Here is a 21,576-nt window from a genome sequence, read left to right as displayed (position 1 = left end):
CGTCACACCCTCAAATGGTTGAAAATAGCCTCGATGGCACCCGGCGCGCTGGCATCGCCTTCCTCTTCGATTTCACCCTGTTTGAGAACCAGGTATCGATCCGCCACCTTCAGTGCGAACGGCACATTCTGCTCGATCAGCAGCATCGTCGTGCCGTGCAGTTGTCGCTCGTGCACCAGGGCGATGGCTATTCGCTCAATCACCGAGGGCTGCAACCCCTCAGTGATTTCGTCGAGCAAAATGACAGAGGGGCGCATCATCAACGCACGCGCCACCAGCAGCATCTTCTGTTCGCCTCCCGACAGCGTGCCGGCATACTGCTTCAGACGGTCCTTGAACACCGGGAACACGGATTCGATTGCAGCGAAACGCTCATCGAACAACGCGTCTTTCTCGAGCCCCATGCGAAGGTTGTCCCGGATGCTCAACTCGGTGAAAAGCGCTTTCTCCTGGGCGGCATAAGCGATACCCGCCTGCGCAACTCGATGCGGCGGCAGTCGCGTAATGTCGCTGTCGTTTACCTGCACAGAGCCGTGCTTCTTGGGCAGATAACCCATGATCGTCTTGAGCAACGTCGTCTTACCCATGCCGTTCTTGCCCAGCAAGGCAACCGCTTCGCCGGCCGAGACTTTGAACGACATATCCCGTATGACGACCGATGCCCTGTAACCGCTCGTGACTGCATTCAGTTCCAACGTAGCACCGTTCATACAACCTCCCGAGGAGCGAGTGCAGATCCGGCATAAATCGTCTTGACCAGATCCGAGTTGACGACTTCCTCGAAAGTCCCCTGCATGACCATTTTTCCTTGGTGCAATACCACGATTCGCGTAGCGATCTGTTCAACAAAATCCAGATCGTGCTCAACCAGCAGGCAACACAGCTTGTAGCGGTGCGCGAGCAAGGAAAGCACTGCGCCGATTTGCGTACGCTCAGTCTTGGTCAACCCTGCAGTAGGCTCGTCGAGAAGCACGATACGAGGCTCCAGCACCAGGACCATGGCCAGTTCCAACGCTTGCTGTTCACCGTGGGACAAATCGCGAGCGACCACGTCCAGCATGGTTTCCAGCCCGGTAACTCGCAACACGTCCAAGGCATAGGATGGCAGCGCCAGCGTGGCCGCCCGACTGAACAACAAGGGGCGCTCGTGAAGGGTACTCGCCATGCGCAGGCACTCGGCTACGGTCAGCGATTCAAAAATGTTGGCGTTCTGAAACTTGCGCCCGAGACCAAAACGAACGCAGGCCTCGGCCGGAAGTCGGCGGATATCGTTACCGCAGAGATGCACCGTCCCTGAAGTACGATCAGCCCCGTCACTCATGCAACGCATCAATGTGGTTTTACCGGCGCCATTGGGGCCGATCAGTCCAACCAGATCACCCGCCGCAGCCGTGAGGTTGATACCTTGCAGGACCTTGAGCGAGCCATAGCTTTTGGTTACTTCCTCCATGACAAGTGCGGGAACGTCATCCGACTCAGGAGCCGCTCTGACTTCACGTTCGACCAGCACGGGAACGCGTCGCCCACGAGCACCGAAGCCGAAGGGTTTGAGCAGCGCCGGTACGATACCCTGCGGGAGCAGAACGATGACCAGCACAAAAGACAGGCCGAGGATCAGTTGCCATAGAAACGGCACCCGGCTGCCCAGGTACGCGGTGGCAACATTGATCAGAATTGCCCCGGCCATGGGGCCCCATAACGTCCCACGCCCACCCAAGGCAACCCAGATGATCAACTCGGTCCCCAGGACGAAACCGGATAACTCGGGGGCCACTACGCCACTGAACGCGCCATAGCCAAAACCAGCGATCCCTGTAACAGCGGCAGTCACTATCAGCAGGATGATTTTGATGGACGGGACATTGATGCCCAAGTACGCACACCTGGACTCGTTGTCACGAATCGATGCCAGCACACGCCCCGCATCACTGCGTACGAAAAGCCAGGCAAAAAATCCTATCAGTGCAACGCCCCCTCCCGCGATCCAGTACCAGGCCTCCAGCGACAAGTCGAAGGTGTCATAGCCGGTCAGGCCTGAGCTGGAGCCTGTCCACTCACCACCGGAAAGCAGCAGTTGGGTCATGACGATAGGCAGCACCAACGAGATAACCGTGGCGAAGAAAGGTGACGCCCCCCGGTAGAAGGACAGCCACCCCACCAGCGCTGCGACTCCCATTGGGACAATGATCGCCAGCCCGACTGCGATGGCAATGGTGCTGGGCGACAGGCCAAAGTGCGTGAATACCAACCCTGCGGCATACGCACCGATACCAAAGAATGCCGACTGCCCGAAGGTCAGATAGCCCGTATAGCCCCACAGCACGTCCACCGTGATGACGACGATCGCAAACAGGAATGCCTTGATCAGCAGGTTGAGTACATAGCTGTCGAAAATCCATGGTCCTGCGACCAGCAAGGCGATGCCGACCAACGCCAGCACGGCCGGACGACTCCATGCGCCCTCTCGACTGGAACCGGCGGGTTGGGTGCTCACCGCGTGCAAAGTAGTGTTAGTCATGGGCGAACCCCTTTGGACGAATACGCAAGGTCAACGCCGCCAACACGGCAATCGTGAGTCCGCCCAGTACAGGGCTTGCATACGTACTGAAGAGGACCTGGCACGCGCCAAATACCGCGCACGTCACTATCAGGCTGAGCATCGAATGCCCGGAAACCATCACCAGCATGAAGGCCGAAACCAGCCAGGTGATTCCCATGCCCGGGTCAATGCTCGAGAGCGGGCTGATCAAGGCGCCTGCCAAGGTGCCCAGGCCTGCACCCAGGCTGAAGGTGATGAACCGTATGCGCCCGGCATGGATACCCAGGCCGCTGGCCAACTCCTCGTTCATGATGACCGCACGAGTCTTGACACCGAAGCGCGTGCCGTTCAGGAGCGCCGTCAGCAATGCACACAAGCCGAGTGCCAAGGGCACCAGCAGCAACCGGTAAGAGGAGTAATCCGCTCCGCCCAGCGACCAGGTTCCGGTCACGGGCACGTCTGCAAATTTCACATCCCGACCGAAGCCGATGATGATCAATTGACCGATCACGATGCCCAGGCCCCAGGTTGCCAGGATGGCATCCAAGGGGCGTTTATAGAGTGGCCGAACAATCAGGTATTCGATGATCGCGCCTACTGTCACGCCTGTGACCAGCGCCAACGGCCAGGCAAGCCAAGGACTCCATCCCAGTTGGGTCACGACAAAAGCCGCGTACCCGCCCATTGTCAGCAAGGCACCATGGGCGAAGTTGACGATTTTCATGATTCCGAAAATCATCATCAACCCCGCGGTCACAATGAACAACATGGCTATTGTTGTTGTTATATCTAGAATTAACACCATGACGTCTCCCTCCGGGGAGCCTGTACGTGAAGCGATACTGAGCGATATGGCAGTGGACTATTTCAGGTTCGGGCATTGGATACCCGGGCTGACCCCCTCCTGGGTTTCAAGGATGCGAATGGAGCCATCGCTTTGGATCTGGCCAAGGCGCATCGCCAGCGGTGTATGGCGGCTGGCATTCATCTGCACCACACCACGCGGCCCTGTAATGGATACATCTTTCAGTGCATCCACGACTGCAGCGGAGTCGGTGGAGTTGGCTTTTTCCACCGCGGCCTTATAGAGAAAGAAGGCTTCATATTGCGGCTCGGACAGCTCGTTTGGTGTGGACAGGTTCGCCGCAAATTTCTGGCCGAGGTCAGCCAGGAATTTTTTATTCTCCGGGGTATCGATACTGGTCAGGTACGAGGCGGACATATACATGCCCGTTGCGACATCCCCCATGGTCTTGCCCGTGCCTTCGTCGATGGCCAGGTTGCCGTAGGGCAGTGTCAACGCAGCCGCCTTCAACTGCTTGGCCAAGGACACGTTAGGCGCGCCCCCTGCGGTAGCACTGATAAGCGCGTCAGGTTGCGTCGAGCGAATTTTTGAAATAACGGCGGTCCAGTCACTGCCGTCCATGGGCAGGTATTCTTCGCCGATCACCTTGCCACCGTGCTGCTCGATGTACGCTTTTGTAAACTTGAGCATGCCCCGGCCAAAGGCGTAGTCGTTGCCGACAAGAAAGTAGTTCTTTGCTCCGAGTTTCTGAGTGAAGTAATCCACTACCGGAGCGACTTGCTGTTCTGGCACCCAACCGTTGGCATACATCCACTTGTTGCAAGAACGGCCCTCATAGAACGAGGTATAGATATACGGCACGCGCCCTCGAGAAATAACGGGCAGCGCAGCATTACGCGCCGCACTGCTTTCCATCGCGATAATGGCGTCTACTTTCTTTTCCAGCACCAGCGTATCAAACGCTTTCTGGGCCCCGATTGCGCCGGACGCATCGTCGACGATCTCCAACTGCACAGGGCGACCTAGTATTCCCCCCGCTGCGTTGATTTGCTCCACGGCGAGTTCGGAGGACTGGACAACAGCGGGTGCCACGACGCTGTTGGCGCCAGAGAGTCCCACCGCCACACCAATCTTGATCGGTTCAGCGGCATGACCCTGGGTTGCGACGAACGCCGTCGTGGCAAGAACAGCGATGCGGATGAGGGAATGAGTGGTGTTCATGTGAGTGTCCTCAATAGTTTTTATTGTAGATCGGGGGGTTAGTAGTGAGGCAGCGGCCAGCCCGTGCCAAGCATGGGGTCGTAGATGTCGGTACGTCGGTCACGCAGGACCGTGTTGAACGTCGTAAGATGCCGGGATTGGCGAGACGCCTTCAGGTTGATGTCGGCGTAGAGGATTTGCTGGCGGTCCGCACTGGCAGGGGCCACCAACGGCCAACCGTCGGCACCGACAATGAGGCTATTGCCAACGAAACGCTGACCGCGTTCGGTACCGACACGGTTAGCGCAAATGATGTTCAGGCTGTTGGCGTGTGCATTGGCCATGGTCAGGGTGTTGGCCATGATCATCGGGTGATCACCCTGGCCTGGCATGGGCACCCAATTGGTAGGCATGCAGACGATATCAGCGCCTTGCATGGCCAACAGCCGATACACTTCCGGGAACCAGCCGTCATAGCAGATGATCATCGCCAAACGGCCGAAGGGCGTATGGAACACAGGTAAACCCAGATCGCCGGCCTCGAAGTACAGGTGCTCGTCACCCCAGAGATGGAGCTTGCGATAAGTACCGATGTAGCCTTCAGGCCCGATCATGACGGCAGAATTGTAGAGCTTGTGCCCCACTCGCTCAGCGAGGCCGGCGATGACGTAGACGTTGCGCTGCCGAGCGATGTCTTCCCACGCCTGGATGCTGGCGCCTCCTGGTATCGCCTCTGCCAGTTCAAAGGCTTCCTCGCGACTGGAAAAGACATACCCGCTGCTGACCAGCTCGGGCAGTACCACAATCTGCGCCCCGCGAGTCGCCGCTTCGTCGATCAGCCGTAGCGACACTTCGAGGTTTGCAGCCTTGCAGCCCACCCGTGGCTCCATTTGTAAGGCGGCCACCGTGATGCTCGGGAATTCCTGGGTTTCGTCAGCAGATTGCAGAGTCGACATTTTATTTTTTCCAAAAAAAAGCCCCCGAATGCGCTTTCACGCAAATCAGGGGCTTCTATAGCCGTTATGTACCCAGCACTATTGCCGGGGGTCTGCGATTTCTGACAAGAAAAAGCGACCGATGGGGCAAACGTTACACAGCTCCTTCGAGCGATGTCAAGGTATTATTTATCGGTGCAATCGAGCGCTGCCGATGCAGTTGCGGGCCAGCGTCGACCTTGTGAACCGTTCAAAATGACTGATTGCTCCAGCCTTTTCCTGGTCAATGAATCCGCTGCACTCAGGCTTTGCGTCACAGACCGCGACTACCAGATAGCCAAGTCATAGGTCAGATAAAACCGATTATCATCGTGATTGGCCGAGTAGTCAGTACGGAAGGTCGCCCCCTTATACTCAATGCCCAGTCCTTTAAGTGTTCCACTCTGCACCACGTACTTCAGCGCAGAATCACGCTCCCATTCGCTGGCTGCTCGTCCTTTGTACTCTCCGCCACCGGCCTTGTAATATCGGGCCATGAAGGAGAGCCCCGGCAATCCCATTCCGACGAAGTCGTAATCATAGCGAAGCATGGTCGTGTGTTCGTTGGCCTGAACGAACTTACCAACATTGGCGTTGGTAAATGAGTAGACGGAGCCACCATTAATGTATGGCAATGAAGTATCACCGGTCACTTTCTGGTACCCAAGGCCCAGCGCGTGATTGCCATACCCCAGCGTCCAGAGTCCACTGAACATATCGGCGTCGATATTTCCAGCCCAGGCACTACCCGCCTTATTACTCGAAAAATAGCGGAGATCCGAAGTCAGCGAAACTGATCCGATATTCAGCTTATGGTTCAACCCAAAAAAAGCCTGGCTGTAGAAGTCCTTCATCTCGCCGTAGTAATACGAGACACTGAGCTGCTTATCTAAACTGTATCGCCCGCCGGCAAAATCAAAATCAGCGCCCTCCGCTCCGACGTAACCGGTGGGCGTAAAGTCTTGATTATCAGAAGAATTACGCAACTTCTCCTGTTCAAGATGGCCAGCCTGAATATAAAGTCCCTCTACACCTTTATATTCAACCTGGCTCCCTGTGACTGTTTGCGGCAATACACGCCCATCATTGGTTACCAATACGGGAATTTTAAGCTCGGATGTCCCCTGACTGAACATGACATCCTTATATTTTACTTTACCGGTCAAGCCAAAACTGGAGAACTCAGAGGCTGCATGGCCGTCCGAGTTAACGGGCAATAAACCGGTGTTAGCGTGCTCTGGACTGGAGTCCAAGCGAATGGCCGCAAGTCCCTGACCCTCCAGGGCGAAGCCAATGGCCCCAGGCGTGAATCCCGACTTTAAATTGAGCAGAAAGCCCTGCGCCCACTCCCGCCGATCATTAGCGCCTTCGTGATAGTCATCATTGAAATAGTAATTTCGAAATTGCACATTCGCATGCGAGTCCTCTACAAAGCCCTCAGCAAAAACTTCTGGAACCAGGCCAACTATTAATGACGCGCACAAACACTCACTACGTTTAAAAACAGAACGCATAACTTCCTCCACAGCTTTTTAGTTTTTTTTAGCAGTCGGCGAACCCGAGGAATAGAAGCAAATCCTTATTATTTTTCTAGACGCACGTTCTTCTGGACAGGACAATATTGAGGAACGTGCGAACGCACAAGAGTATGAGTGTCGCGCATATCTCTATGCAGATTCTCACTAGGCAGGTGACGCTGCGACGATGTATGACATAGAGGATTGGCAGGATGAACTTCAAGCAACTCGAAGCCCTTCAGGCGATCATCGCGACGGGGTCCACCATCGGCGCTGGTGCTCGGATGGGTTTATCACAATCAGCCGTAAGCCGGCTCCTGGCGCAGCTTGAGGAGTCGCTCGGGTTAACCCTGTTCGCACGGAAGAAAGGCCGCCTGATGGCGACCCCCGAAGCGGGTGAATTGCTGGCGGAAATAAGCAAAGTTGTGGATCAGATCCAGCGAGTCCAACGTCTGGCGGACGAGATTCGAGTCGGAGGCGTGCGCAAGACGTTGATCAAGGTTGGGGTGCCGACGAGCATGGCGCAGCAAATGATGCCCCGCGTTGTGTCCGGCTTCCTGGAGCAGCATGAAGATGCCGTAGTGGAGATCGTATCGGGCTCCTATGAAGCGATCGAACGGGCGATCCTGGACCGCTCTGCAGACCTTGGAATTGTTCGGATGCCCAGCGAACTCGCTGACTTCGAGATCAATTACAAAATCACCACCGAGGCCGTTTGTGTCATGCCCTCCGGCCATCCCCTGAGCCAGAAAACGTCTGTTGCAATCGAAGACCTGCGAAACATCCCACTCGTGCTGCTGGGACGACAACGTACGTTGCGAACCGATCTGGACCTGGCCTTTCGCGCCGCCAAACTGAGTCCCCATGTCCGGGTAGAGGTTCACTCTGCGGCAGTCGCCTGCGGTTTCGTAGCGGAGGGACTAGGGGTATCCATCATCAACTCACTGCTCGCGTCTCATTTCGACCAGCTCCCCATCGTGTCACGTCCTCTAAAACCATCGATCGAATATTCATTTGGATTGGCCTTTCACGCCAATCAACCACGGTCCAGGGTGGTGGACGATTTTGCCAGGCACTTCATCGCCTACCTGAGCGAGCACAGCGCCACATTTTCATAGCAATGAAAAGCCATAAACGCATAGGGATATCTCGATAACTCATAATCTTGCGCAGGCAAACTTCATCTTGATAAGGTCAGCCTGGATTAAATCAATCATAAAAAATAAAAACAGGAGACCGCTCATGGCTGCAACATTCGAGAATCTGATAAAGCCCAGCACGAACATATCCGCCGGCCACCTCAACAAAACCAAAGCGTACTTTTGCTTCAACTGCCAATGAGCCAGGGCCTTGTCCTGTTTTATAAAAATTAGCGCATTTGCACCAGCAAGAGTGACTTACCATGACAGCCATTACTAAAAGTAGCGCCGCCCTCGACGAAAAGATTGCTGGTGAAAAGCACTCGACGTCCAGCCGGCAGATCAATCCTGCGGTTATTTTGCTTGCCATCGTTTTCTTAGCAGTCATCTTGACCTACCTGGTTGATTCCGGAGAGTACCGACGAAAAGGCGAACTCGTATTACCGGGCACGTTTGAACAGTTGGAAAAAAATAGCGCGCTCTCACATTTATTCAGCGTGGAAGCGCGAAAAGAAGCAGATGTCAAACCCGTATCAATTGTTGAAGGGCTCATGGCAATCCCCAACGGATTGGTAAAACAATCCGGATTGATTTTCATGGTCATATTGATAGGCGGCATGTTTGGCGTTCTAAACCGATCGGGAACAATAGACTCCGGCCTGACCCGGATGCTGGCACTTGCAAGGGGAAATATCTACATATTGGTCCCGTCGATCATGCTGATACTTTCCTTGGGCAGCTCATGTCTTGGTATGGCTAAAGAATACGTGATGGTCGTGCCGCTCATGGTTGCCATGGCCCATAGAATGGGACTGCCTACAATAATTGGACTCGCCATTGTCGTCATTTCGGTGAAAATAGGATTTCTTTCTTCCATTTCCAACCCAGTGGCTCTAGGGATTGCCCAACCCATCGTTGGCTTACCTGTATTTAGCGGAATGGGAATGCGCGCCGCTACATTTGTTGTATTCATGCTAGTCGGTACTGCATTCGTCTTGATGTGCATCCGCCGTACCGGGGTAGATGTACGTGCCCATGTCATCAATGACAACACGCGCCTCTCGGCTCGGCATGTACTTACGCTCCTGACCTTATTAGCAGGCGTCAGTTTTCTGGTCTATGCCTCCAACACTTGGAAGTGGAAGTTTACCGAACTCAGTGCCTACTATATCGGGATGAGCATTCTGTTCGCCGCCATCAGCGGCGTGGGTGCGACTGCCGCCGCCGACGCGTTCCTGAGCGGAATGAAAAAAGTCATGATGGCGGGCCTTCTCATTGGATTGGCAACCGCGGTGGAAGACGTTCTTTCAACCGGAAAAATCCTCGACTCCGTGGTTAATGGACTTGCCAGCATGATAGGAGGCCATAGTCCCACAGTTTCGGCTTTTGGCATGTTTTTTGCGCAACTGGGTCTCGATGTACTGATTCCATCGACCTCAGGAGGCGCGGCGGTAACGATGCCGATTTTTGGTCCTCTTGGCCAATTAACAGGCGTGACACCACAAACAAGCGTCTACGCGTTTTTGCTGGGGCATGGGCTGACCAATATGATTACTCCTACGTCCAGTGGCTTGTTGGTATTGCTCGCCACCGCACAAGTAGGTTGGGGTCAATGGGCGCGCTTTATTCTTCCCTTATTCGTTACCTACTTCGGTATCGCACTCGTCATGCTCGCCATTGCGGTCTCCACGGGCTATTGATTCACCGGACGCGGCACTTTGAAGGTATTACTGATGAACCTTACTTCCGTATCTGGTTTTGACGCACTGAAAGTCATGCGTGATCAGCAAGTGACGGTGCGCGATGGGATTAGCCTAGCCACGGATATCTATTTTCCTCGTGATCGAAACGGCGCGCTGCCGGTCATTATCGAACGCACCCCCTACGGTAAAACCAATCCATCTCGATCAGAGCTGAGCCTTGACGGTCATCTGCTGACGCGTGAGGAAATGGCAGCGCGTTTTGCGGCGGCGGGATTTATCACTGTATTTCAAGATTGCAGAGGCCGGTACGCGTCACAAGGCGAGTTCGTTAAGTATCTGTCTGAAGGCGAGGATGGATTTGACACGTTGGTCTGGCTGCTGGAACAACCCTGGTGTAATGGCAAGATTGGCAGTATGGGACTTTCATATGCCGCGCATACCCAGTTGGCAATGGCATGCCTGAATCCCCCTGGACTCATGACCATGGTGCTCGACTCCGGTGGTTTCTCCAATGCGTATCACTGTGGGATTCGCCAAGGCGGAGCCTTCGAGCTCAAGCAGGCAACATGGGCCTATAAACAAGCGCTGCAAAGTCCAACGGCACTGGCAGATCCTAATGTGCTGAAGGCACTGGAACACGAGGACATCCGCCAGTGGTTTACATGCATGCCGTGGGTGCAAGGCGAGTCACCCTTGCGCCATGTACCGGAGTACGAAGACTATCTGCTTGAACAGTGGCGAATGGGAACCTTCGGGCCCTACTGGGAGCAGATCGGGATCAACGCTGAACACCACTACGAGAATATCCCGGACATCCCGATCCTGCACATGTCCAGTTGGTACGACGTGTATGTCGGATCCACGCTGAAGAATCGGACATCGCTGAGTGAGTCAAAGTGCGCACCACAACACCTGATCATGGGGCCGTGGTTACACGGTGATCGAAACGTGACTCACAGTGGCGATGTCGATTTTGGCCCCGCCGCAGCTTTTGATGGAAACGTCGATACCGATTGGGTGGCTTGCCGGATTCGGTGGTTTGAACGGTGGTTAACTCAAAACGACGAGCGCCAGGTCGGCGCAACAGTGAAAGTTTTCCTGATGGGCGGCGGCAGCGGCCAGCGCGATCAAGAGGGACATCTGGACCATGGCGGTCAATGGTTGAGGGGCGACCAGTGGCCGCTAATGGGCAGTCAGGAAGAAGTGTTTTATCTGCACAACAATCTCAGCCTGGGATCGCAGCCACCGGTTGAGACCCACGCATGCAGAAGCTACATCTCCAATCCCGACCATCCGGTTCCAACCATCGGCGGCGCGCTGACCTCGGGTGCCCCGGTGTTTTATGGCGGCGCTTTTGACCAACGTGAGACATCCGGTTTTTTTGCCAGCCAGGGAAACGACCTACCTCTCTGCGCCAGGCCGGACGTCCTGTCTTTTCAAACAGCGCCGCTAGAGAAGGATCTTATCGTCGCCGGCCCGATTTCCATCGAACTCTTTGTAGAAAGCGAGGGCCTGGACACGGACTTCACCGCCAAGTTGGTAGATGTATATCCTCCCTCTTCGGACTATCCACAAGGTTATGCGATGAATATTACCGATGGCATCCTGCGTTGCCGCTATCGGAATAATTGGTCGGAACCGACGCTGATGACGCCGGGGGAGCGCGTGAGGATTCGAATTGAACCGTTCGCAACTTGCAACCGTTTTGCCAAGGGGCATAGGCTTCGACTGGACATTGCAAGTAGTAATTTCCCGCATTTTGACGTCAATCCCAATAGTGGCGAACCTGAAGGCCAGGCTCTGCAAAAAACCAAAGTATTAAACACCGTGCATTTTTCCAAACAGTGTCCCTCTCGCTTGATATTAACCACCTTGGATGAATCGCAGACAACTCGATAATCACCTGTTTTCTTTGCACTGGGTTAATTAACTACTTAGCCACCCTAGTCATATAGGACGCCCACCCTTGCCTCGGAGTTAGCATGCAGACCGTGATAAACCAACTCAACCAAATTTGTGAAGAGCAACCCTACATCACCGCTTGGCACGTTAAGAATTTAGTCACTGGTGAAGTTGCACACCGCAGCGGCCATACCGCATTCGCTGCCGGAAGCACACGCAAGACATCAATATTAATGGCGGTTCTTCGAGAAGTGCATCGAGGGCATCTCGATCTGAATGAGCAAATCCTCTACGAAGATAGACTCCGTGAAGGCGTCGTATCAGGGACATTCAAATACCTGACGCCTGGATTCAGCATCAGCCTGCGGGATGCTCTGGTTCAGATGATTATCGTGAGTGATAACGTTTGCACCCGCATGGTATTGGAGCGTATCGAACTCGCTCAGATCAATGGATTCTGCCAAGCCATTGGTATGCACGATACCGTGCATCGAAATACCATTCCTCGTCCGGACTTGCCAATGGACCATAAGCTGGAAGAGGTCACTACTATTTCGGCTTTCGACCAGGGATTGCTCTACGACCTCATCCTCCAAGGCAGTGTAGATCCTGGCGCAGCTACATTGCTGGGTTGCTCCCCCGAACTGTGCACCTTTGCCTTGGAGGTCCTCAGTTGGCAAAAGCTACGCACAAAGATGGCCTCATTGCTTCCGGCAGATGCAAAGGTCGCCCACAAGGGCGGCACGGGCAAGCGGGGTCGAATGGATGGCGGCATTGTCTATCGTGACGGCGTTCCGCGGTTCATCTTCACGGGTTACACCGATCAAGTTCCCCTGATCATGCCCAACGGACTGCCCGGCTACGCGTCAGCCTTTTCAACATTAGGGCGACTCGCTCGAGTCTGTTGGGATGGCTTTCCATCAACCGGAGCGCTGGCTCATGGATAAAACACTGATCAACAGCGCTGCCACGGCCGACGCGCCGGGGAAACTTTCATCTTCCTGGCTTTCGGCCAACGTCGAAGACAACTTCACGCTTGTGGCAGTAGGAGACTTGATCATCTCCGACGCCATTCATGCTCGCATAAGCCGACGCTCCCCGGATCTTCTCGAGGTGCTGAAAAATGCTGACGTAACCTTTGGTAATTTCGAAGGTACCGCCATTGATCTTCAGCAGTACGCAGGTTACCCATCCGCGCTGTCGGGAGGCTCTTGGCTGATCAGCACACCCGCCGTAGCCGAAGATCTAAAAGAAATGGGGTTCAATCTGGTCAGTCGCGCAAACAATCACAGCACCGACTGGGGCGTTCAGGGCATGCGCAGCACTGACGAGCTTTTTCGCCGTGCAGGCATCGTCCAGGCAGGAACAGGTGAAACACTCGCCCAAGCCAGTGCTCCCGCCCTATTAAGCACCGGCGCCGGACGGGTATCGCTGGTGGCCGCAGCTTCACGCTTTGAGGCGGATGCTCGTGCCATCGACCCACTCGGGCAGATCCAGGGGCGGCCGGGCCTGAACGCACTGCGAACCACGCGATTTGTCCTGGTCTCTGAACAACGGCTGCAGCAATTGGCCGATCTGCGCGACGCGCTCCCTCAAGGGATGATGCGACGCTCTGTGCTCGCGGCCGATGCGAAAAACCAAGTGGTCACTCTGTTCGACACCAAGTATCGAGCCCGCACCAACGTTGACAAGGAGGTCGAGTTCACTTTCACACCGGATGAGCGAGACCGGCGCCGTATCCTCCAAAACATACGCCAAGCCAAACAGACCTCCGATTTTTCAGTCTTTTCGCTGCATACCCATGAACCGGGCAACTACTGCGAAACACCGCCCGACTTCATGCCGGTCATAGCCCGAGAAGCCATCGATCATGGCGCTGACACGGTGATCGGGCATGGTCCACATCAACTCCGAGGCATCGAAATCTACAAAGGCAAACCGATCTATTATTCCTTGGGTAATTTCTTTTTCATGGAGAATCAACAGTTCCCAATCACCCGAGACGAGTATGAAAAAGACCGCATAGAGCCAGGCACCCTGACAGAAGCCGAGTTTATGGAGCATCGCCGGGTACACGGCGTATTCAAGGAGCAGATCTGGTATGAGAGCGTGATCGCAGTCAATAGATTCAGTGCAGACGGGCACCTGCGGGAGGTCCTGTTGTGCCCTGTCGAAATGCACTGGCAGGACGAGCGCGACGCGGATCGGGGCATACCTCGTTTGGCACATGGCGCGGATGCGCACAGGATACTGAGCCGTCTGCAGCGCCTCTCCGCCGCCTACGGTACGACTATCGACATCGAGGGCGACCGAGGTCTGATTCGCTTGTAAATGATCGACCCGGGATGCTGTTCTCGATTGATCGCTTCTCCAATATTGGCCGCCACTTGCAGTGGCATCCTATGCTCGGAGAAGCGCCCACGACACTGCCAAGGCCCACCCTGAGATGCTCAAGTGGTTTATTGCCGACGCTTTTCGCCGCAGGACTGTTGCCCAAGGCTGTGGATGCCCGGCCTGTTTTCCTATTCCGACGAGAGCACCCCGTGACTGATCCTGCTATTCGTACTCAATGACTCAACGCCTGGCTGAAGGACGTATCGATCATCGCGGCAGTGGCCAGCGGAGCCGGCAGCGCCTTGACGCTGAACAGGAAGTCCGCAGTACTTTGCAGATCGGCGGCGGCCTGCTGGTCCACCGGGCCGACGCTCATGTGGGCCTGACGTAACCAATGACGCGAGACATCCTGGTCGAGATTGGCTTTTTTCGCCCATAGGTCGGCGTATTGGTCGGTATGGGTGTCAACCCAGGCGCGGGCTTGTTTCACGCGAGCAAGGAAGTCTGCGATCGCTTCACGCTTGCTGTCGATGGCCGGCGTCGAGGCGGCGATGGCGCTAAGGCCGGGCATCAGGTTCTTCGCCGTCAGGATCGGCCGTGCGCCGGAAAACAGAATCTGTTGCGAGATGTAGGGTTCCCACACCGGGAAGGCGTCGATGCTGCCTTGGGGCAAGGCGGCGGCCGCGTCGATGGGCATCAGCTTGATCAGTTTGACATGATTCTCGGGCAAGCCGGCCTGCTCCAGAGCACGCAGCGTCAGTTGCTGGCTCCAGGCACCGGGCCAATAGGCAATCTTCTTGCCCTTGAGGTCGGCGATGGTCTTGACCGGCGAATCCTTGGGTACCAGTAGCGCGATGGTGTCCGGGTTTTGCCGCGAGACACCGATCAACTTGACCGGCGCCTGCTTGGCGGCCAGGAACAGGAAGCCCGAATCACCGAGAAATCCCAAGTCCAGGTCACCGGTGCCGAGGGCTTCCGCCAGGGGCGCGGCGGCCTGGAAGTGTTTCCAGTCAACGCGATAAGGGGCACCCTCAAGCACACCGGAGGCTTCCACTGAAGCCCGTACGTTGTAGTAATTCTGGTCACCGACATGCAGCACAAACGACTCGGCGGCCTGGGCCAGGGGGGCGGCGAATAATGTACTGATAAGCAGATGGCGCAAGGTTCGAGAGAATGTCATGAGAGGATCCTGATTGAATTTGATAGAACATAGCGCTCTCATAAATGCGATTTGAAATTCTATTTGCGCATAAGCTCATCGTTACCTGTATCCACTATTCATGGCGCAACAGTGCAGCAACAGACTGTTGGCCCTGCAACATTTCCGAAGCTCCTCACCCCGTGGAGTGCCCGGAAAATCGCCCTTTCCCAGCTATGGCACAGAGCCTGCAATCTTCCATTCAAGCGGGATTTGCTCCTGCCTCCCGATCTTCTGGAAATAGAAACGTCGCCCTCTCGCCGCCTTGTCTGGAGCTGTTCCATGAAACCCGCCTTCCGCTTCTCCCTGGCCCGTGCCAGATTCCTGATCAGTGCCTGCATCCTGGTACTGAGCTTGCCGTCCATGACCCAGGCCGCAGAGAGCCCGCCGGCCGAGGTGCATCTGGATTACGCCTATTACTCGCCGGTCAGTCTGGTGCTCAAGCACTTTGGTTATCTGGAAAAGGCCCTGCCCCAGACCAAGGTGAATTGGGTCCTGAGCCAGGGCAGTAACCGTTCCCTGGAATACCTCAACAGCGGCGGCGTCGATTTCGCCTCCTCCGCCAGCCTGGCGGCGGTGTTGAGCCGAGCCAACGGCAGCCCGATCAAGTCGGTGTATGTCTACAGCCGCGCCGAATGGACCGCCCTGGTGGTGCGCAAGGATTCGCCGTACCAGACGGTCGCTGACCTGAAGGGCAAGAAGATCGCCGCCACCAAAGGCACCGATCCCTATCTGTTTACCCTGCGCACCCTGCAACAGGCTGGACTGAACAAAGACGACGTGGAGCTGGTGCACCTGCAACATCCGGATGGTCGCACCGCCCTGGAAAAAGGTGACGTCGACGCCTGGGCAGGCCTCGACCCGCACATGGCCGCCAGCGAAGTCCAGGCCGGATCACGCCTGTTGTATCGCAACCCCGCTTTCAACAGCTACGGCGTGGTCAGCGTCACGGAGAAATATGCCCAGGAGCACCCGCAGACCATCAAGACTGTGCTTGCCGCCTACGAACAAGCGCGTGAGTGGGCGGTAGGCCATCCGCAGGAGCTGGCCAGGTTGCTGGCCGACGAATCCGGGCTGCCATTGGAAGTGGCCAGATTGCAGTTGTCGCGCACTGACCTGGGTAACCCACAACTGAGCGCCAAGGATGTGCTGGCCTCCAAGGCTGCCGCGCCGATCCTGGTCTCCGAGGAATTGGTCCGTCGCGGGGTGAATGTGGACCAGGTGATCGAACAACTGCTCGACACCGGTCGCCAGCAGGCCGTGGCCCGTCAATAACCCAGGCGATAACCGATCCGCGCCTGGCGCGGATTCGGCATTGGCGGAGAACCACCATGAGCAGTCATAGCAAAGACCTTTCCAGCCCACGCCTGGCCCTATCACTACCGAGCAAGGCGCCCCCGTTCAACCCCGACTGGCGCTTGCGGCTCAAGGGGCTGGCGCTGCCGGTGTTGATCATCTTGATCCTGGAAATCATCGTGCGCATCGGTTGGCTGCCCTCTTACCAGATGCCGGCCCCCAGCGAGATCGCCCTTACGCTAGGCGACCTGGCCGAGGGTGCGCTGTGGAAACACATCAGCGCCAGCCTGCTACGGGTATTGCTGGGCTTCACCATCGGCGCCAGCCTGGCATTGATCTTCGCCGCCTGGGTTGGCTTGAGCCGGGAAGCCGAAGCCTACCTGGAACCCACCTTCGCCGGCCTGCGCTCGATCCCCAGCCTGGCCTGGGTGCCGTTGCTCCTGCTGTGGCTGGGCATCGACGAAACCTCGAAGGTGGTGCTGATCGCCATCGGCGCGTTCTTCCCCGTCTACCTCAATGGCGTGGCAGCAATTCGCAACATCGACCGCAAGCTGGTGGAGGTCGGCCATATGTACGGTTTCAATCGCCGCCGCCTGGTACGCCGGATTCTCCTGCCCGCCGCCCTGCCCGGCCTGTTCACCGGATTGCGCAGCGGCATGAGCCTGGCCTGGATGTTCCTGGTAGCCGCCGAACTGATCGCCGCCACCAAGGGCTTGGGTTATCTGTTGAGCGACGGCCGCGAAACCTCGCGCCCGGATATCGTGCTGGCGGCGATCATCGTGCTCGCCGTGCTGGGCAAGCTCAGCGACGGCATTCTTGCCGGCTTGGAAAAACGTTTCCTGGCCTGGCGCGACACCTTTACCGGCACCGAGGAATGAGCCATGACCCAAGCCCTGCTGGATATCCATGTCGAGCGCAAGACCTTCGCCACCACCACCGTGCTCAGTAACATCCACCTTCAACTACAACCCCGGGAAACCGTGAGCCTGCTGGGTCCCAGCGGCTGCGGCAAAAGCACCTTGCTGCGCATCGTCGCCGGCCTGGAAAAAGACTTCGAAGGACACCTGCTCTGCGACACCGAACAACTGGCCTTCGTGTTCCAGGAGGCGCGATTGATGCCCTGGCTGACGGTACAGCAGAACATCGGGTTCAGCGAAGACGACGATTACGACGAAGCCTGGGTTGCGCATCTGATCGACGAAGTCGGCCTCACAGGCTTCGCCGACGCCTTGCCCAAGGCATTGTCCGGCGGTATGGCACAACGTGTGGCGATTGCCCGCGGCCTGTATTCACGACCACGGGTGCTGTTGCTGGACGAACCCTTCAGCGCGGTGGACGCCTTCACCCGGATGAAATTGCAGGACCTGCTATTGCAACTGGCCGAGCGACACGGCATCGCTCTGCTGCTGGTGACGCACGATGTGGACGAGGCGCTGTACCTGAGCGACCGGGTACTGATGATGGATACCCGCCCCAGCAGCATTCGCCAAGAGCTGACGGTGCAACTGGAGCACCCGCGGGACCGGCGAGACCCGTCGTTGGCTCGGCTCAAGGCATTGGCCCTCGGCGAATTGCGCTGCGCCCATGTCATTTGATCAGGCGCCTCGAAAAAGAACCAAAAAGAATTAACAAATAAAAAATCAGTATTTATGGTTATAACAATAACCACGTAATCTCAACTCATCCCGCCAACGTTCACGACAGTGAAGTGCCTTATGAAACCGACTGACAACGTTATCGACTTCGTCCAGTTCCGCAAACGCAAGCAGGCCCAACAACAGGCCCGCGCCATGTGGGAAATGTACGCGCGTAATGCCGGTTACCAGACGTTCCAGTGGGTTCAAGCCACTCGGCCGACCCGGACGTACCACGCGTGAGCGCCCTGGAACCTTCGCGTTTCCTGGCGAGTTCCGACGAACCTGAAGTGAAACTGAATCACCTGGAAGCCCTGGATGAAGACCCTATCTGCGAACGGGTTGCGCAGAATCTGCAACGCCTGCGGGGCAAGCGACACCTATCTCTCGATGCCCTCGCCCGCCAGTGCGGTGTCAGCCGGGCCATGCTCGCGCAGATCGAATCCGGGCGGAGCGTGCCCTCGATCAAGGTGCTGTGCAAAATCGCCAAGGGTTTGAAAGTTTCCGTGGCTGCCTTCCTTGAGCACCGGGCTTTCGAGGGCGTGGCGGTGCTGGCGGCCAGCCAGAGCAAACGCCTGGTCAGCGCCAATGGCGCCTTTGTCAGCCGCACTCTGTTCCCTTTCGATGTCGCACGTCAGTCGGAATTCTACGAGTTGCGCTTGAGCCCGCTGGGAGAGGAACAATCCGATGGACACGCCCCCGGTGTCCAGGAAAACCTGGTGGTCTCCCAAGGCGTGCTGGAAATCAGCGTCAGCGACGAACGCTACCTGCTCTCCACGGGTGACTCGATTCTGTTTTATGCCGACCAGGCGCACCGTTACCGCAACCCGGCCGACAGCGAAGCGGTGGCGTACCTGGTAGTGACCTATCCGGAACGCCTGGACTGAAAAGCAGGTAAACCTGCGGCGAGAGAGCTTGCTCTCATCAAACAAAATATAACCCATTGTTTTAATTGCCTTTTAAGCAACATCAACCAACCTCATGCCCAGCTTGGTCGCTTTGCGTTGCAAGGCTCTGAGCTGGCGATCACGACTTTTGGCTTCAAATTCTTCCATGCCTTGCTCCACATACGGCTGTCCTTTGGTCAGCATGGCGTAGATCAATCGGGCCAGTTGATGTGCGGTCGCTTTGATCGCGCATGAGGTATCCATACGGGCCAGTCGGGCGCGATGACTGGCACCGATGAAACTCTTGTCGTTACGAGCACTGGAAGCGGCCTGCTTCAGAGCCTGTGCCGCTCGGTTAAACACTTTCGCAACCTGACCGGGTAATGGCTTTCCCCCTGATATTCGGGTGGGGGGCGCCAGCCCCATCCATGAACTGAATTGCTGCTGAGTGGGAAAGCGCGACAAGTCAGGCCCGATTTCGCTTGCCAGAACCAAAGCACTTTCAATTCCAATGGTAGGAATAGCCGTCAGATCAACCCCCATGATTTTCACAAGCGCACGATGCAGGCTGGCCTGTTCATCTGCGGAGCGATGCGGGCTGCGTAATGGCTTGGTGGGCTGCGTGGGCACATCGTTCAACACAGGGAGTCGATCTAGAGCCTCGACGATGGCCTGGTCGCATTCGGTAATTTGCCCTTCCAGAAAGTCATGGGCGGCCACTTCCTGAGCCAGGGCATGCAGATGCTCGACTCGCCAGTTCCCATGCAAACTACGGGCAATGGTCTGGTGATCTGCCTTGATACGACCGTCTCGAAAGTTGGCCAGTACTTGAGGATCGCGCTCGCCGCCGATAATGGCCTTGATGATTTTCATACCGGTCAGGCCGGCGATATTGCTGATGACATTGGCCAACTGGATGTTCATCTGGGTCAGGGCTTTTTGCATACGATTGGTTTTGGCCTGATCGCGGACCTTCATGGCACGCTGACGAACCAAGGATCGCATCGAGCAAATATCATCAGCAGGCCGAAAAGCGCCTCTGAGCAAACCATGAGTCATGAGTTGCCAAATCCACTGACAATCCAGAACGTCAGATTTACGACCGGTGATCTGGCGGGTCGCACGAGAGTTGACCAGATACACCTCAAAGCCTCTCGAATCGAGAAGTTCGAATAGGGGTATCCAGTAAACACCGGTTGCCTCCATCGCCACGACCTTGATTTTCAGTGATTCCAGCCATTCGGCCAGTTTCACCAAATCTTCGGTAAAGGTCGAAAAGCAGCGAACCGGCGGATCGCTTTGATCAGGATGAACAGCGACCCAGTGCTCACGACTGCCAATATCGATACCCGCACAATGAGGGTGAATCACTTCAAAGCGTTTCTGTTGGTTCTTGCGCGCCATGACAATTCCTCGCAGGATTGAAAGGCGCGCGGGGAGCACGGTGGCGAACGGATTCACTCTCTCATACGTGGTCACAGCTTGCTGTGCCTACAACGACTCCACGCCGATACCGTGCGGACCACTCTCCCTCTCGGGTGCTGACACACCAGTGATGGCTACGGTCTCCATCCCCGCGCGCACCTCAATCTTAGGTCGGGCGCTTGTTTGCTGCGCGACAGCGCAGCGTCGAAGACGCGGCGGCCACTCCCTCGCCACAGGGGTCCTGGTAACACTCAGCAGGTGCAGCACATCATTGGCATGCCATTGCAGCTCATCATCATCGGCATGCCGCAGTCGTTCATCATCTTCATCATCAGGTTGCAGCAGTTTTTCATCAGGTCCATGTTCATGCCGGCCATCGGCATGACTTTGCACATCATGCAATCAGCCATCACGGTGCATTCCATCACGCATTTCATCGATGGCATCGGCATGCCCATCATCGGCATAGGCATCATCATGTTCGCCATCGGCATGGCCATGCTCGCCTGGGACATGCACATCATGCTCATGTTGCCGCAGTGCATCATCATCGGCATGCCGCAGTTCATCATCATCTGCATCATCTCGGCACTGTTCTTGAACATCGCCATGTCCATGCCGGCTGCCGGCATCATTTTGCACATCATGCCGTCATCCATCATGTCGCAGGTCATGGTAGCCATCATCATCGGCATCCCCATCATCGGCATGTTGGCGTTCATCGGCATTTGCATCTGCATGGCGTTCATCATGGTGTGTTCCTTCAAGGATCGAGAGTGGACAAGACTGATGGCGCGGATTCTAAGCCTTGAGCCGAGGCCAACAAGATGGCGATCCAACAGCGGGAATGAATGCTCGAGCAGCCCTGGCGAAGTCAAGAACGCCAGATCATCCGTCATTACACACATTTCGCTTTCATTGCAGAAACCCTGTCAGTGATCAATTCGATTAAGTGGTTATGGATATGCAATCAGAGCCTATGGAAATAACCGTAAGAAATAATCGTTCTAGACAGGGCCTCGA

The 21,576-nt window shown here is 56.1% G+C and carries 19 protein-coding genes; 10 read left to right on the top strand and 9 right to left on the bottom strand.

Annotated elements, in window-relative coordinates; translation table 11 throughout:
* Positions 1 to 2 precede the first annotated feature (2 nt).
* The 6 genes from LOY67_RS11335 to LOY67_RS11310 all read right to left on the bottom strand — a co-directional run bounded on the left by LOY67_RS11335 (position 3) and on the right by LOY67_RS11310 (position 7,032).
* Positions 3 to 710, bottom strand: a complete 708-nt coding sequence (locus LOY67_RS11335) for an ABC transporter ATP-binding protein (RefSeq protein ID WP_265067240.1) — start codon at positions 708 to 710, stop codon at positions 3 to 5.
* Entirely contained in the window at positions 707 to 2,518 is a 1,812-nt protein-coding gene (locus LOY67_RS11330) for an ABC transporter permease subunit (protein ID WP_265067239.1), read from the bottom strand. Before LOY67_RS11330 ends, LOY67_RS11335 begins: the two co-directional genes overlap by 4 nt.
* A complete protein-coding gene (locus LOY67_RS11325; protein WP_265067238.1) occupies positions 2,511 to 3,344 on the bottom strand; it encodes a branched-chain amino acid ABC transporter permease in 834 nt (277 codons plus the stop codon). Before LOY67_RS11325 ends, LOY67_RS11330 begins: the two co-directional genes overlap by 8 nt.
* A gap of 57 nt (positions 3,345 to 3,401) precedes the next feature.
* A complete protein-coding gene (locus tag LOY67_RS11320; RefSeq protein WP_265067237.1) occupies positions 3,402 to 4,565 on the bottom strand; it encodes a substrate-binding protein in 1,164 nt (387 codons plus the stop codon).
* 38 nt (positions 4,566 to 4,603) lie between these two features.
* Positions 4,604 to 5,500 carry a nitrilase family protein gene (locus LOY67_RS11315; protein WP_265067236.1) on the bottom strand — a complete coding sequence of 299 codons (897 nt, stop codon included), beginning with the start codon at positions 5,498 to 5,500 and terminating at the stop codon, positions 4,604 to 4,606.
* A gap of 305 nt (positions 5,501 to 5,805) precedes the next feature.
* On the bottom strand, positions 5,806 to 7,032 hold the full coding sequence (locus LOY67_RS11310) for an OprD family porin (protein ID WP_265067235.1): 1,227 nt from the start codon (positions 7,030 to 7,032) through the stop codon (positions 5,806 to 5,808).
* 215 nt (positions 7,033 to 7,247) lie between these two features.
* Between LOY67_RS11310 and LOY67_RS11305 the strand changes: the two genes are divergently transcribed.
* The 5 genes from LOY67_RS11305 to LOY67_RS11285 all read left to right on the top strand — a co-directional run bounded on the left by LOY67_RS11305 (position 7,248) and on the right by LOY67_RS11285 (position 14,110).
* Positions 7,248 to 8,153, top strand: coding sequence for a LysR family transcriptional regulator (locus LOY67_RS11305; RefSeq protein ID WP_265067234.1), 906 nt, complete (start codon positions 7,248 to 7,250; stop codon positions 8,151 to 8,153).
* A gap of 284 nt (positions 8,154 to 8,437) precedes the next feature.
* Positions 8,438 to 9,874, top strand: a complete 1,437-nt coding sequence (locus LOY67_RS11300) for a YfcC family protein (protein WP_265067233.1) — start codon at positions 8,438 to 8,440, stop codon at positions 9,872 to 9,874.
* Between the two features lie 33 nt (positions 9,875 to 9,907).
* Positions 9,908 to 11,776, top strand: a complete 1,869-nt coding sequence (locus LOY67_RS11295; protein ID WP_265067232.1) for a CocE/NonD family hydrolase — start codon at positions 9,908 to 9,910, stop codon at positions 11,774 to 11,776.
* 83 nt (positions 11,777 to 11,859) lie between these two features.
* On the top strand, positions 11,860 to 12,726 hold the full coding sequence (locus LOY67_RS11290; RefSeq protein WP_265067231.1) for a serine hydrolase: 867 nt from the start codon (positions 11,860 to 11,862) through the stop codon (positions 12,724 to 12,726).
* A complete protein-coding gene (locus tag LOY67_RS11285; RefSeq protein ID WP_265067230.1) occupies positions 12,719 to 14,110 on the top strand; it encodes a CapA family protein in 1,392 nt (463 codons plus the stop codon). The genes LOY67_RS11290 and LOY67_RS11285 overlap by 8 nt, the downstream gene beginning before the upstream one ends.
* A gap of 235 nt (positions 14,111 to 14,345) precedes the next feature.
* On the opposite strand, the gene LOY67_RS11280 is transcribed toward LOY67_RS11285, so the two are convergent.
* Positions 14,346 to 15,293 carry an ABC transporter substrate-binding protein gene (locus LOY67_RS11280; RefSeq protein WP_265067229.1) on the bottom strand — a complete coding sequence of 316 codons (948 nt, stop codon included), beginning with the start codon at positions 15,291 to 15,293 and terminating at the stop codon, positions 14,346 to 14,348.
* A 300-nt stretch (positions 15,294 to 15,593) separates the two neighbouring features.
* On the opposite strand from LOY67_RS11280, the gene LOY67_RS11275 reads away from it, so the two are divergent.
* From LOY67_RS11275 to LOY67_RS11255, 5 genes are all read left to right on the top strand, one after another.
* Positions 15,594 to 16,586, top strand: a complete 993-nt coding sequence (locus LOY67_RS11275; RefSeq protein WP_265067228.1) for an aliphatic sulfonate ABC transporter substrate-binding protein — start codon at positions 15,594 to 15,596, stop codon at positions 16,584 to 16,586.
* Between the two features lie 56 nt (positions 16,587 to 16,642).
* The gene (locus tag LOY67_RS11270; protein ID WP_265067227.1) at positions 16,643 to 17,485 is read left to right on the top strand and encodes an ABC transporter permease; all 843 of its coding nucleotides are present in this window, start codon (positions 16,643 to 16,645) and stop codon (positions 17,483 to 17,485) included.
* A gap of 3 nt (positions 17,486 to 17,488) precedes the next feature.
* Positions 17,489 to 18,202, top strand: a complete 714-nt coding sequence (locus tag LOY67_RS11265) for an ABC transporter ATP-binding protein (RefSeq protein WP_265067226.1) — start codon at positions 17,489 to 17,491, stop codon at positions 18,200 to 18,202.
* A 120-nt stretch (positions 18,203 to 18,322) separates the two neighbouring features.
* Positions 18,323 to 18,484 (top strand): hypothetical protein, encoded by a 162-nt coding sequence (locus LOY67_RS11260; RefSeq protein WP_265067225.1) that lies wholly within the window; start codon positions 18,323 to 18,325, stop codon positions 18,482 to 18,484.
* A gap of 53 nt (positions 18,485 to 18,537) precedes the next feature.
* Complete coding sequence (locus tag LOY67_RS11255) at positions 18,538 to 19,128, top strand: helix-turn-helix domain-containing protein (protein WP_265067752.1); 591 nt, start codon at positions 18,538 to 18,540, stop codon at positions 19,126 to 19,128.
* Positions 19,129 to 19,200: 72 nt separating this feature from the next.
* Here the strand turns inward: LOY67_RS11255 and LOY67_RS11250 are convergent, their stop codons facing one another.
* On the bottom strand, positions 19,201 to 20,532 hold the full coding sequence (locus LOY67_RS11250; protein WP_265064183.1) for an IS110 family transposase: 1,332 nt from the start codon (positions 20,530 to 20,532) through the stop codon (positions 19,201 to 19,203).
* A gap of 272 nt (positions 20,533 to 20,804) precedes the next feature.
* A complete protein-coding gene (locus LOY67_RS11245) occupies positions 20,805 to 21,305 on the bottom strand; it encodes a hypothetical protein (protein WP_265067224.1) in 501 nt (166 codons plus the stop codon).
* Positions 21,306 to 21,576 lie beyond the last annotated feature (271 nt).

This window comes from Pseudomonas sp. B21-056 (assembly GCF_026016325.1).
Lineage (GTDB): Bacteria > Pseudomonadota > Gammaproteobacteria > Pseudomonadales > Pseudomonadaceae > Aquipseudomonas.
The sequence above is the reverse complement of the archived record's forward strand: the minus strand, read 5'-3'. Positions and strand labels throughout refer to the sequence as shown.

Bases quoted from the DNA above. Each gene is read 5' to 3' on its own strand.
- LOY67_RS11335 (WP_265067240.1), bottom strand. From the start codon at position 710: ATGAACGGTGCTACGTTGGAACTGAATGCAGTCACGAGCGGTTACAGG.
- LOY67_RS11330 (WP_265067239.1), bottom strand. From the start codon at position 2,518: ATGACTAACACTACTTTGCACGCGGTGAGCACCCAACCCGCCGGTTCC.
- LOY67_RS11325 (WP_265067238.1), bottom strand. From the start codon at position 3,344: ATGGTGTTAATTCTAGATATAACAACAACAATAGCCATGTTGTTCATT.
- LOY67_RS11320 (WP_265067237.1), bottom strand. From the start codon at position 4,565: ATGAACACCACTCATTCCCTCATCCGCATCGCTGTTCTTGCCACGACG.
- LOY67_RS11315 (WP_265067236.1), bottom strand. From the start codon at position 5,500: ATGTCGACTCTGCAATCTGCTGACGAAACCCAGGAATTCCCGAGCATC.
- LOY67_RS11310 (WP_265067235.1), bottom strand. From the start codon at position 7,032: ATGCGTTCTGTTTTTAAACGTAGTGAGTGTTTGTGCGCGTCATTAATA.
- LOY67_RS11305 (WP_265067234.1), top strand. From the start codon at position 7,248: ATGAACTTCAAGCAACTCGAAGCCCTTCAGGCGATCATCGCGACGGGG.
- LOY67_RS11300 (WP_265067233.1), top strand. From the start codon at position 8,438: ATGACAGCCATTACTAAAAGTAGCGCCGCCCTCGACGAAAAGATTGCT.
- LOY67_RS11295 (WP_265067232.1), top strand. From the start codon at position 9,908: ATGAACCTTACTTCCGTATCTGGTTTTGACGCACTGAAAGTCATGCGT.
- LOY67_RS11290 (WP_265067231.1), top strand. From the start codon at position 11,860: ATGCAGACCGTGATAAACCAACTCAACCAAATTTGTGAAGAGCAACCC.
- LOY67_RS11285 (WP_265067230.1), top strand. From the start codon at position 12,719: ATGGATAAAACACTGATCAACAGCGCTGCCACGGCCGACGCGCCGGGG.
- LOY67_RS11280 (WP_265067229.1), bottom strand. From the start codon at position 15,293: ATGACATTCTCTCGAACCTTGCGCCATCTGCTTATCAGTACATTATTC.
- LOY67_RS11275 (WP_265067228.1), top strand. From the start codon at position 15,594: ATGAAACCCGCCTTCCGCTTCTCCCTGGCCCGTGCCAGATTCCTGATC.
- LOY67_RS11270 (WP_265067227.1), top strand. From the start codon at position 16,643: ATGAGCAGTCATAGCAAAGACCTTTCCAGCCCACGCCTGGCCCTATCA.
- LOY67_RS11265 (WP_265067226.1), top strand. From the start codon at position 17,489: ATGACCCAAGCCCTGCTGGATATCCATGTCGAGCGCAAGACCTTCGCC.
- LOY67_RS11260 (WP_265067225.1), top strand. From the start codon at position 18,323: ATGAAACCGACTGACAACGTTATCGACTTCGTCCAGTTCCGCAAACGC.
- LOY67_RS11250 (WP_265064183.1), bottom strand. From the start codon at position 20,532: ATGGCGCGCAAGAACCAACAGAAACGCTTTGAAGTGATTCACCCTCAT.
- LOY67_RS11245 (WP_265067224.1), bottom strand. From the start codon at position 21,305: ATGATGAACGCCATGCAGATGCAAATGCCGATGAACGCCAACATGCCG.